Genomic DNA, 13,038 nt, shown 5'->3' with positions numbered 1-13,038 from the left:
TATTTGTTAAATCAAATTTAATTATATAAAAATTTTTATTTTTTTTATACAATTTATAAAATAGTGAATAAAAAAAATGTTACATAAATTTTAAATATCTAAATATAAAAAATATATTTTTAAAAAGATTTTTACATACACAAATTAAAAAAAAATAAACTTTTATATATAAAACTAAAACTTATAAAAATATATAAAAAACACAAAAAATATTTATTTAACTAAATGTTAAAATTAAATTTTTAAATAAAATATTTAAAATATATCGAAAAATTAAAAATATTTATTCAAAATTAACTAAAATAAAAAATTTAATATTAATCTTTATAAAAATTTTCAAATATATTAATAAAATTTTTTAAAGAATATTTTTTAGTAATAAAAACTCCAATTAAAGAAATTATTTCATATTTTATATATTTTATCATATTAAAAAATATCATAAAAGATTCTTTTTTATATTCTTGTTCTGGGTTTTTTTCAGCATATCCACGAAAATGAATACTTTTTTTTAAATGATCTATATTATATAAATACTCTTGCCAAAACATGTCTAAAACCTTTAAAATTAAAATTTTTATAAATTTATTAAATTCATTTTCATCATTATTTTTTAATTTGTTTTTATATTTTTTTTTAAAACAATTTAACATTTTACAAAAAATTATTTTTTTATTAATTTTATTTTTACTTGAATTACATAATTTAATTATTTCATTTTTATAAAAAAAGTTTCTAAAATATTTTTTAAAATATTTAGTTTTTATATTATAAGTATCAAATTTATTTTCAAAGTATAATTTTATAATAGAATTAAATACTTCATTAGCTATATTAAAAACTATTTTCTTAAAATTTCTTATATTCAATATTCTTTTTCTTTTTTCATAAAATATTAATCTTTGTGTATTGTATATATTATCATATTCCAATAATTTAATTCTCATATTAAAATTATGATTTTCTATTTTTTTTTGAGCATTATATATAGATTTTGATACAAAAACATTTTTTATAGGTTTATTTTTTTTCAAATTTAAACTTTTTATTATATTTATTATTTTCTTTGAAATAAATATTCTAATTAAAGGATCCTCCATAGAAATATAAAATCTAGAAGATCCTATATCTCCTTGTCTTCCTGATCTTCCTCTTAATTGATCATCAATTCTTCTAGATTCATGTCTTTCTGTTCCAATTACATGTAATCCACCAGAAGAAATAACCCTTTCATGTTGAAATTTCCATTTTTTATAAATTTCCATTTTGTTTAAAAATTTATATTTGTTTCTATATTTTTTAAAAAAATTAGTAAAACTGCCACCTAACATTATATCTGTTCCTCTACCAGCCATATTGGTAGCTATAGTAACAGATCCTAAAAACCCAGCGTTTTCAATTATTTTAGCTTCTTTATTATGAAATTTTGCATTTAATATTTTATGTTTAATATTTAATTTTTTTAATTTTTTTGATATTAGTTCTGACTTTTCTATAGAAATTGTACCAACTAAAACAGGCTGTTTTTTTTTTATACATTTTTTAATATCTTTAATAATAGCTTTTATTTTTTCTTTTTCAGTCATATATATTAAGTCAGGTAAATCTCGTCTAATTATTGGTTTGTTAGTTGGTATGGAAATTGTTTCTAAATTATATATGGATCTAAATTCTTCAGACTCCATCATAGCTGTTCCAGTCATTCCAGATAAACTATTGTATAAACGAAAATAGTTTTGGAATGTAATAGAAGCTAAAGTATAACTTTCATTTTGTACTTTTATATTTTCTTTAGATTCTATAGCTTGATGCAATCCATCATTCCATCTTCTACCTTCCATGATTCTGCCAGTGTGTTCATCTATAATTAAAATTTCTCCATTTCTTACGATATAATCTATATTTTTAAAAAATAATTTATGTGCTTTTAAAGCATCTATTACATGTTGAAAAAGAATTATATTATTAGAAGAATACAAACTAGAATTTTTTTTTAATATTTTTTCTTGAATAAAAATTTTTTCTATTTTATTAAGACCTCTTTCTGTTAAATAAACTTGTTTATATTTTTCATCTATATAAAAATCTCCTTTACCTATAAAATCTTTAGAATCAGATTTCTCTTGTATAGACAAATTAAATATTAAATTATTAATTTTTTTATATAAAAAATTATTAGAATCTAAAGACCCAGAAACTATTAATGGAGTTCTAGCTTCATCTATTAAAATTGAATCTACTTCGTCTATTAAAGCATAATTTAATTTTCTTTGAACTTTATCAGCAATATTAAAAATCATATTATCTCTTAAGTAATCAAAACAAAATTCATTATTAGTTCCATAAGTAATGTCTGCATGATAAGCATTTTTTTTTATTTTTGTGTTCATTCCAGGTAAATTTAAACCTACACTCACTCCTAAAAAATTAAATAATTCATTGTTTTTTTCATAATCTCTTTTTGCTAAATAATCATTCATGGTAACTATATGTACACCATTATTAGTTAAAGAATTTAAATATAAAGGTAGAGTAGATGTTAAAGTTTTTCCTTCACCTGTTTTCATTTCAGCAATACATCTTTTGTGTAATATTACTCCTCCAATAATTTGAACATTAAAATGACTAATGCCAAAAATTCTTTTACTAGCTTCTTTAACTGTAGCATATGCTTCAGGTAATATATCGTCTAAAGAATCTCCAGACAAAATTCTATTCTTATAGTAAAAAGTTTTATTTTTAATCTGTGAATCACTTAATTTAACAAAACTTGATTCTAAACTATTTATTTTATCTACAGTTTTATAAATTTTTAATAAAACTTTTTCATTATTGTTTTTAAATAAATTTTTAATAAATTTTATTAACATAAAATTTTCTCATTAAAATAGTTAATTGTATTTAATACAATAAATATAAAATTTAAAAATATTATAATAATATGATACAAAATATAAATTTTATTTATAAAAATTTATATTTTTAAAAATATTATATAAAATATAAATTATATTTAAGAAAATATATAAAAAAAATAAAATAAACTTTTTTTTAAAAAAAAAATAAAATAAACTTTTTTTTAAAAAAAAAATAAAATAAACTATTTTTTAAAAAAAAAATTTAAAATATAATTTTTTTAAAAAAAATACAATAACATTTTTTTTAAATTTAACATTATAAAATACAATATTAATTTTAAATAAAAATTTGAATATTAAAAAAGATTAAAAATTTTTTTTAAATTTATTTTAGGAAATTTTAAAAACTTTGGATATTTTACATATACTAAATATAATCCAGATGGATGAACTACGTTATATAAAAAATTGTTACTTTTCATAACTAATAATGTGTTAATCCATGATATTTCTCTATTGTTACAACCAACTTCTAATAAAGCTCCAACAATATTTCGCGCCATATTATATAAAAAAGAATTTGCAATTATATCAAATATAACTAAAGAGTTTATTCTATATACTTCTATATTAAAAACATATCTATACGGAACATTGGATTGACAATTTTTTGATCTAAATGAAGTAAAATCATGTTCACCAATTAAAAATTTAGCAGATTTATTCATTTTTTTTTCATCTAAATAAGCTCTATTAAAATTATAAAAATTATTTGTAAAAATAGCAGACCTATGATTACTATTATTTATTATATATCTATAATGCCTATATATAGCACTATATCTTGCATGAAATTTATAGTTAACCTTTTTAGCCCAAATAACAGATATGTCTTTAGGCAAATAAAAATTAGTTCCTAAAATCCAAGATTTAGTTCTTCTAACTGAATTTGTATCAAAATGTACAACTTGTCCAAAACTATGTACTTTAGAATCTGTTCTACCAGCACAAAAAATTTTTATTTTTTCATTTGCTACAATAGTCAGACATGTTTCTAAAACGTTTTGTATAGTTATTATTCCTTTTTGATTTTGCCATCCATGATAATTTGTTCCATTATATTCAATTCCTAAAGCAATTCTCATAATATTAATTACCAAAATAAAAGTTGAAAAATATTAATATATAAGTATTATATTTTTATAATAAATTTTATAAAAAAAATAAAAATTTTTGTTTTAAAAATATATTAAAATATTAATTTTTAAAAATTTAAATATATTTTTTAAACTTTTTTATAAGAGATTTGACAATGAAAATAAAAAAAAATAAAAAAATATCTTCTTTAAGCATATTATCAATAGCAGGAGTAAAACCATATAAATTAAACAAAAATGAAAAATATATGAACAAAAAACAAATAAATCATTTTAAAAAAATTTTAGAAGCATGGAAAAATCAAATAGAAAAAAAAATAAATTATATAGAAAACAACATACAAAAAGAGTCTATAAATTTTCCTGATCCAATAGATAGAGCAGTTCAAGAAGAAGAATTTAATTTAAATTTAAAAAATAGAGATAGAGATAGAAATATAATAAAAAAAATAAAAAACACATTAAAAAAAATTGAAATAAACAACTTTGGATATTGTATATCATGTGATATAAAAATTGGTATAAAAAGATTAGAAGCTAGACCAACAGCTAATTTATGCATTGATTGCAAAACTCTATCAGAAATAAGAGATAAGCAAATAATTAGATAAAATAAAAATAATAAATAAGTTTATTAAAAAAATAGAATATAAATTTATATAAAAATTTATATTAATTTATATAAATATTTTATTTTGAATTTATAATGTTGACAAAATATAAATATTCTAATTAAATCTGTAAAATATATATTATAAAATTAATATTTATATTAATAAATATTTTAATTTTAAATAAAAATAAATTAATAATATATTAAAATAAAAAAAATTTTTAATATATTATTATTGTAAACTTTAATATAATTAATTATTAAAAATAAATTTTTATATTAACATAATTTTATATAGGAAAAAAAAATTGTGAAAGTATTAAAATTTGGTGGCTCATCATTATCTAATGCAAAAAAATTTTTAAACGTATATAAAATATTAAATAAAAACAGTAGATGCCAAAAAATTTTTGTTGTTCTCTCTGCTCCTCATAAAATAACTAATTATTTAATTTCTTCTATAGAAGAAAAAACAAAGAATAAAAAAAACAAGAGTTTAAACAAGATTAAAAAAAAAATTAAAAAAATATTAACAAATATTAAATTTCATAATAATAAATTCAAAATAAAAAAAATTTCAAAAATAATTAATAATCATATAAACAACATAGAAAACATATTAATAAAAAAAGAAAAGTTTAAAAAAATAACTGACAAAGAAAAAGCAAAAATAATAAGCAAAGGAGAAATAATTTCAATAGAAATAATGAATTATATATTAAAAACAAAAAAAATAAGCAGAAAAATAATAAATCCCGCGAAAAAAATTGTATCTGATAACAATTATTTAAACGCAAACATTAATATAGAAAAAACTGTAGAAAAATTTAAGAAAATAAATGACTGCAAAAAAAAAATAATTTTAATGCCAGGATTTATATCAGGAAACAATAGAGAGGAAATAACTTTATTAGGTAGAAATGGATCAGATTATTCAGCATCAATATTATCATATTGTTTAAATGCAAAATCTTGTGAAATATGGAAAGATGTAAATGGAATATATACTTCAGACCCAAAAAAAACTTCTAATGCAAAAATAATTAAATATATTTCATATAAAGAAGCCATAGAATTATCAAAATGCGGAGCTGAAATCATACATCCAAAAACTATTTATCTTTTATATAAAAAAAATATTCCTTGTAGAATTAAAAATTCTTATTTTCCATATGTACAAGGAACACTAATAAGCAAACATTATAATAACAAAAAAAAATGTTCTGTGAAAAGTATAACTTATTTAAAAAATTTTTGTGCAATAAAAATATTTTTTAAAGAAAAATTTAAAAAAAAACATAAATTATTAAAAAAAATATCAAAATTAGAAAAAAAAATAAATATAAAAACATCATTTGATAAAAAAAAAATAAGCAATAAAAAAATTGAAATATTTACATCTTATGAAAATTATAAAATAATAAAAAAATTTTTTACAGATGAATCAAATAAACATTTTTCAAAAAACATATATAAAATAAATACAATAAAAAAATTATCCATAATATCTGTAATAGGAAAAAATATAAATTTGAATATAAATATTTTATATAAAATAATTTTTTCCATGAAAAGTGTTAATATAAAAATAATTTCTATAATTTTAGAAAATTCAAAATATTCAATATCAATTATAGTAAAAAATTCAAATTTAAATGACTCAATAAATTCAATACATAACAAAATTTTTTTTAATAATAAGATTGTAGAAATATTTTTAATAGGAATAGGTGGAGTTGGATTAAATTTATTAAAACAAATATATAATCAAAGATATAAATTACAAAAAAATAATATAAAAATTAAAATATTGGGAATAGCAAATTCTAAAAGCTATTTGTTAAATTCAAACAACATTGAAAGAAAACAATTAAAAAAAATACAAAATAGCAAAAAAAGTAAATTTAATATAAAAAAATTTATAAACAAAATAACAAAAAAAAAATTAACAAATCCTACAATAATAGACTGTACTTCTAGTAGAGAAATATCTAAAGAATATAACAATATTATAAAAAAAGGATTTAACATAATAACTTCTAACAAAAAAGCAAACACATCATCTTTAAAATATTATTTTCAAATTAGAAAGAATTTATTAAAATATAAAAAAAAATTTCTGTATGAAACTAATGTGGGCGCAGGACTTCCAGTAATAGAAAATTTACAAAAATTAATTCTTGCTGGTGATAAAATAATAAAATTCAGGGGAATACTATCAGGATCATTATCATTTATTTTTGGTAAATTAGAAGAAAATTATACTATAATAGAAGCAGTTAAAGAAGCAAAAAAATTAGGATACACAGAGCCTAATCCATTAGAAGATCTATCTGGTATAGATGTTGCGAGAAAATTATTAATAATAGCAAGAGAAATTGGATTAAAACTAGAATTAAAAGATATAGAAATAAAAAATATTTTACCTAAAGAAATAAATGATACAAAAATAAACGATGTTAATTTAAACGAAAAATTAAATAAAATAAAAAAATTTTATGAAGAAAAAATAAAAAAAGCAAAAAATCATAATGAAGTTCTTAGATTAGTAGGATCTATATCTAATATCGGGAAATGTATAGTAAAAATAGAAAAAATAAAAAAAGAAGATATATTATATAATATAAAAAATGGAGAAAATGCTTTAATTTTTTATACTAAATATTATAATCCAATGCCATTAATATTAAGAGGATATGGCGCTGGAAACCAAGTGACTGCAGCGGGAGTATTTTCAGATTTATTAAGAATTTAATGTCATAATAATATGGAAAATAATAATGATAACAGTTTATTCACCAGCTACTATAGGAAATATAAGCGTTGGATTTGATACTTTAGGTTTAGCAATTTCTCCAATAGATAATTCATATTTTGGAGATATAGTAATAATTAAAAAATGTAAAACTTTTAAACTAAAAAATATTGGTAAGTTCTCAAAAAAACTTCCTAAAATTTTGGAAAAAAATGTTGTATGGAAATGTTGGAAATATTTTTGTAAAAAAATAAATAAAAAAGTTCCTATGTCAATAATACTTAAAAAAAATATGCCTATAGGTTCAGGATTAGGATCTAGTGCATGTTCAATATCAGCTAGTTTGTTCGCTATGAATGAATTTTGTAAAAATCCTTTATCAAAAAATGAATTATTAATATTGATGGGAAAACTAGAAGGAAAAATATCTGGAAATATTCATTTTGATAATGTAGCTCCATGTTTTTTGGGAGGATTACAAATAATTTTACAAAAAAATAATATAATAAGCCAATCTATACCATTTTTTCAAAATTGGATATGGGTTATAGCATGGCCTGGCACAAAAATATCTACTTTACAATCTAGAAAAATATTACCTAAAAAATATAATAAACAAACATGTATAGACCATAGTAGAAATTTAGCTGGATTTATACATGCTTCTTATTCTATGCAAGAAAACTTAGCTATAAAATTTTTAAAAGATAAAATAGCTGAACCATATAGAATAAAAATTATTCCAAAATTTTTAAAAACAAAAAAAATAATAAAAAAAATTGGAGCAATAGGATTTGGAATATCAGGATCTGGGCCAACAATATTTTCTATTTGTAATAGTATTAAAATAGCTAAAAATGTTTCAATATGGCTATCAAAGAACTATTTAAAAAATAAAAAAGGTTTTGTAAAAATATGCAAAGTAAATAATACAGGAACTATAAAAATTAGGTAAAAATATGAAATTATATAGTTTAAAAGATTCTTCACAAGAAGTAACATTCTTAAAAGCTGTAGAGCTTGGATTATGCAAAAAACAAGGTTTATTTTTTCCAAAAAAATTACCATTTTTTAAAAAAAATGAAATAAAAAAAATTTTAAAAATGAACTTTTTTAAAAAAAGCTATAAAATACTAAATGCATTTATAGGGAAAGAAATACCCAAAAAAAAATTATACAAAATAGTAAAAAAATCTTTTTCCAAAACTATTCCAAAAATAAAAAAAATACAAAAAAATATTTCTTGTTTAGAATTGTTTCATGGACCTACATTTGCATTTAAAGATTTTGGTGCTAGATTTATGTCTCAAATAATATTTTATATGAACAAAATTAATAAAAAAAAAATTACAATTTTAACAGCAACATCTGGAGATACTGGAGCAGCAGTAGCACATGCTTTTTATAAAATGAAAAATATAAAAATAGTGATACTCTATCCAAAAGGAAAAATTAGTGATATACAAGAAAAAATGTTGTGTAATTTAGGTAAAAATATAAAAACTATATCAGTAAATGGAAGTTTTGATGAATGTCAAAAATTAGTAAAAACAGCATTTAATGATTCTTATCTAAAAAAAAAAATTAGTTTAAATTCAGGAAACTCTATAAATATAAGCAGATTATTGGCACAAATTTGTTATTATTTTGAAGCATTTTCTTTAATAAATAAAAGAAATAGAAAAAAAATTATAATTTCAGTACCATGTGGAAATTTTGGGAATATTACAGCAGGATTAATTGCAAAATCTATTGGGTTGCCAATAAAAAAATTTATTATATCTACAAATTCTAATGATACAGTTCCAAGATTTTTAAAAAACAAAAAATGGGAACCAAGAAATACTATATCTACTATTTCTAATGCTATGGATATAAGTGTGCCTAATAACTGGGATAGAATTGAAGAGTTATTCAAACAAAATAAATGGAATATAAATGATTCAAATTACTTAAATTATGATAGTGTTTCCGAGAAAAATACTAAAAAAAGTTTAAAAGAATTACATAAATTAAAATATATATCAGAACCACATGCATCTGTAGCATATACAGTTTTAAAGAAAAAAATTAAAGATAAAGAATATGGATTATTTTTAGGTACAGCTCATCCAATAAAATTTAAAAATACTATAGAAGAAGTTTTAAAAATAAACATAAAAGTTCCAGAAAAAATAAAAAAATACAAAAAAAATAAATTGTTTACATATTCAATTAATCCTGAATTTTCAATATTGAAAAAAATATTAATGGAAAAATAAAATACTTAAAAAATAGTTTCCTAACAAGTAACAATACTTGATAGGAAACTAATTTAATTAAAAATAAATTTGATAATAGTTTTATATATTAAACAAAAAATGTATAATATCTCCATCAATTAATTTATAATTTTTACCTTCTAATCTATATCTTCCATATTTTTTTAAATTTTCTATTTTTTTATGAATTATAAAATCTTTGTAAGAAATTACTTTGGCTCTTATAAACCCTTTTTTAAAATCTGTATGAATAATTTTAGCGGCTTCAATTGCGGTAGTACCTTTTTTTATAGTCCAAGACTTTATTTCTTTAGACCCAACAGTAAAAAAAGTTTGTAACTTTAAAGAAATATATGATTTTAAAATTATATTTTTTATATCTTCTAAAAAAAAAGACAATAAATTTTTATAAAAACTTTTTTTATAACCGAAATTAATTTCATAAAAATTTATACATATTGGAAATACTTTATAAGGAAATTTTTCTATATTTAATATTTTATTATTTTCTATTTTAATTTTAACAAAATCTTCTAAATCTATATTAGCTATATATATAATATTTTTCATAGTTATAAATCTAAAAGATTTTAAAATATTTACCTGATCTTTGTTAAAATATACTTCATTTAACATAATATTTTTTTTTAAACTATTTGAACAAATCTTTAATATGTTTAAAATGTTTTCAATATTTTTATTATCTCTTTCTCTTTTATTAAATCTTTTTTTATAATTAAAAATTATTTTTTGACATTCTTGAAAATCAGACAATATTAATTCAGTATTAACTAAATTAACATCATATATTGGATCTATTTTATTATTTACATGTATTATATCTTTATTTTTAAAAAATCTTACAACATGTAATATTATATCAACGTCTTTAATGCTGTTTAAAAATTTATTTCCTAATCCACTTCCTAAATGAGAATTTTTAACTAACCCAGCTATATCGACAAATTTAATATAAGATTTCACAACATTATTAGTAGAATTAATTATTTTACAAATATTTTTAATTCTGTTATCTTCTACAAATGATATACCTATATTAGAATTTATAGTACAAAATGGAAAATTTTTAGAAGGTACTCGAGATTTTGTTAATACATTAAATAATGTAGATTTTCCAACATTTGGTAATCCAACTAAACCACATTTCAATGACATAATACAATACTCTATTTTTATATAAACAATGAACTTTAAAATTTATATAACTTTTTTTTATAAAAAACTGCGTTTAAATTAAATTTTTTTTATAGATATGTTTTTTTTGATCAAATTTTTAACAATGTTTATTGACTCATTAATAGATTTATTAATCAATTTTTTTTCTTCTTTCAAAGGTTCAGATAATACATAAGAAGCTAAATTATGTTTATTAGTTGGTTTTCCTATACCTATACAAAGCCTATTTAAAAGACATTTTTTATTAAAATTATATATTATGTTTTTTATTCCATTATGACCATAATGATTGTTAGAAACTACAAATCTTGATATTCCTACATTAGTATATATATCATCTTGTACTATTAGTATATTTTTATAACTTATATTATAAAAAGAAGAAATCAATCTAATAGAAATTCCATTCAAATTCATATAAAGACTAGGAACAAATAAATAAATATTTTGATTATTATATTTCCATATACCAATATTTCCTAAAAATTTATTTTTAATATTTAATTTTATATTAAATTTTTTAGATAGATTTTTAACAAATAATGCTCCTATGTTATGTCTAGTATTATTATATTTTTTAAAAGGGTTGGATAAACCAGCTATAATTTTTATTATATTCAAAAATTCATATTCCTATTTTAAAATTATATATTAAATTTTTTATGAAACTTTTTTAATCTATTAAAAACTTCATCCCAATTTATAATGTTCCAAAAATTTTTTATATAACTTAAACGATCATTTTTATATTTTAAATAATAAGCATGCTCCCACAAATCTAAACCAAATATTGGATATCCGTAATCATCTGAAACAAATTTTCCCATTAATGGATTATCTTGATTATTAGTAGAAACAATTCTTAATATATTATTTCTCTTAACAATTAACCAAACCCAGCCAGATCCAAAATGATTAGATGAAATATTTTCGAATCTTAATTTAAAATTTTGTATACTCCCAAAATTTTTTTCTATTATTTTTTTAAAATCATTACTAATTTTTGTTCCTAATTTTAAATTTTTCCAAAACAAAAGATGATTAAAATGCCCCCCGGCACTATTTTTTAACTTTTCTATATCTTCTATATCAATATTATTTAAAGATTTTATTAAATCTTCAATAGAATCAATAATAATATTATTATTTTTTATTATAATATTTAAACTATCTATATAATTCTTATGATGTTTATTATAATGTATAAACATAGTTTCTTCATCTATATATTGTTGAAATTCTTTATAAGAATATTGCAAATTAGGGAGTGTAAATGTCATAAAAATACCTCTAAGAATGAAATTTTATTTAAATAATATATATTTTATATATGAATATAACTTTATTATAAATAAAAATTGTAAAATATAAATAAATTCTATTGTATTAATTAAAAATTTATAAAAAATAATAATATAAATAATATTATCATACAATATATAATAGAATTATAGAGAAAAATATGCAAAATAAAAATATAAAAAAAAAAAATTTTTTAAGTAAAAGATTTAGAAAATTTTATCCAGTAGTTATAGATATAGAAACGGCTGGATTTAATTATAAAACAGATGCTCTATTAGAAATAGCCGCGATAACTTTAAAAATGGATGAATCAGGTTGGCTAAAAAAAGAAAAAACTTTACATCATCATATAAAACCATTTATAGGATCAATAGTAAATGAAACATCAATAAAATTTAATAAAATAGATCCTTTTAGTCCATTAAGAGGAGCTGTAAGTGAAAAAAAAGCATTAAAATCTATATTAAAAAAAGTTAATGAAGGAATTAAAATACAAAAATGCAAAAAAGGAGTAATAGTAGCACACAACTCAATATTTGATTTAAACTTTTTTATGTCAGCTATAGAGCGAAATAGTATAAAAAAAAATCCATTTCATCCATTTGTAACCTTTGATACAGCAACTCTCAGCGGTTTAGCTATAGGCCAAACAGTATTATCAAAAGCTTGTAAGAATATAGGAATATATTTTGACAACAAACAAGCTCATTCAGCATTATATGATGCAATTAAAACAGCAAATTTATTTTGTAAAATAGTAAATAAATGGAAAAAATTAGGAGGATGGCCTATTTGACAAAATTAAAATAAAATAGATATAACAATAAAAATCTAAAATTAAATTTATAAAATTTAATGTTATATCTTAAAATTTTTAAATTAAATTACTTATATA

At 18.6% G+C, this 13,038-nt stretch carries 10 protein-coding genes; 5 read left to right on the top strand and 5 right to left on the bottom strand.

Annotation, left to right across the window (positions count from 1 at the left end; genetic code table 11):
• Positions 1 to 317 precede the first annotated feature (317 nt).
• Positions 318 to 2,870: a preprotein translocase subunit SecA gene (secA, locus tag RJD23_RS00730; protein WP_343188346.1), complete on the bottom strand. Its 2,553-nt coding sequence runs from the start codon at positions 2,868 to 2,870 to the stop codon at positions 318 to 320.
• A 344-nt stretch (positions 2,871 to 3,214) separates the two neighbouring features.
• The gene (gene truA / locus RJD23_RS00725) at positions 3,215 to 4,003 is read right to left on the bottom strand and encodes a tRNA pseudouridine(38-40) synthase TruA (RefSeq protein ID WP_343188345.1); all 789 of its coding nucleotides are present in this window, start codon (positions 4,001 to 4,003) and stop codon (positions 3,215 to 3,217) included.
• Positions 4,004 to 4,170: 167 nt separating this feature from the next.
• Here truA and dksA point away from each other — a divergent pair, with 167 nt between their 5' ends.
• From dksA to thrC, 4 genes are all read left to right on the top strand, one after another.
• Positions 4,171 to 4,626: an RNA polymerase-binding protein DksA gene (gene dksA, locus RJD23_RS00720; protein ID WP_343188344.1), complete on the top strand. Its 456-nt coding sequence runs from the start codon at positions 4,171 to 4,173 to the stop codon at positions 4,624 to 4,626.
• Between the two features lie 312 nt (positions 4,627 to 4,938).
• Positions 4,939 to 7,383, top strand: coding sequence for a bifunctional aspartate kinase/homoserine dehydrogenase I (thrA, locus tag RJD23_RS00715; protein WP_343188343.1), 2,445 nt, complete (start codon positions 4,939 to 4,941; stop codon positions 7,381 to 7,383).
• A 25-nt stretch (positions 7,384 to 7,408) separates the two neighbouring features.
• The gene (gene thrB, locus RJD23_RS00710; protein ID WP_343188342.1) at positions 7,409 to 8,338 is read left to right on the top strand and encodes a homoserine kinase; all 930 of its coding nucleotides are present in this window, start codon (positions 7,409 to 7,411) and stop codon (positions 8,336 to 8,338) included.
• 4 nt (positions 8,339 to 8,342) lie between these two features.
• Complete coding sequence (gene thrC / locus RJD23_RS00705) at positions 8,343 to 9,644, top strand: threonine synthase (RefSeq protein WP_343188341.1); 1,302 nt, start codon at positions 8,343 to 8,345, stop codon at positions 9,642 to 9,644.
• 81 nt (positions 9,645 to 9,725) lie between these two features.
• On the opposite strand, the gene ychF is transcribed toward thrC, so the two are convergent.
• The 3 genes from ychF to RJD23_RS00690 all read right to left on the bottom strand — a co-directional run bounded on the left by ychF (position 9,726) and on the right by RJD23_RS00690 (position 12,121).
• Positions 9,726 to 10,820: a redox-regulated ATPase YchF gene (gene ychF, locus RJD23_RS00700; RefSeq protein WP_343188340.1), complete on the bottom strand. Its 1,095-nt coding sequence runs from the start codon at positions 10,818 to 10,820 to the stop codon at positions 9,726 to 9,728.
• Positions 10,821 to 10,898: 78 nt separating this feature from the next.
• Positions 10,899 to 11,462, bottom strand: coding sequence for an aminoacyl-tRNA hydrolase (gene pth, locus RJD23_RS00695; protein WP_343188339.1), 564 nt, complete (start codon positions 11,460 to 11,462; stop codon positions 10,899 to 10,901).
• 23 nt (positions 11,463 to 11,485) lie between these two features.
• Entirely contained in the window at positions 11,486 to 12,121 is a 636-nt protein-coding gene (locus RJD23_RS00690; RefSeq protein WP_343188338.1) for a Fe-Mn family superoxide dismutase, read from the bottom strand.
• A gap of 182 nt (positions 12,122 to 12,303) precedes the next feature.
• Here RJD23_RS00690 and rnt point away from each other — a divergent pair, with 182 nt between their 5' ends.
• Positions 12,304 to 12,939 (top strand): ribonuclease T, encoded by a 636-nt coding sequence (gene rnt, locus RJD23_RS00685; RefSeq protein WP_343188337.1) that lies wholly within the window; start codon positions 12,304 to 12,306, stop codon positions 12,937 to 12,939.
• Positions 12,940 to 13,038: the final 99 nt, after the last annotated feature.

The sequence above is a fragment of the Buchnera aphidicola (Ceratoglyphina bambusae) genome (genome assembly GCF_039363085.1).
In the GTDB taxonomy this organism is placed as follows: Bacteria; Pseudomonadota; Gammaproteobacteria; order Enterobacterales; family Enterobacteriaceae; genus Buchnera_G; species Buchnera_G aphidicola_E.
This window is presented reverse-complemented; position numbering and strand designations above follow the sequence as displayed.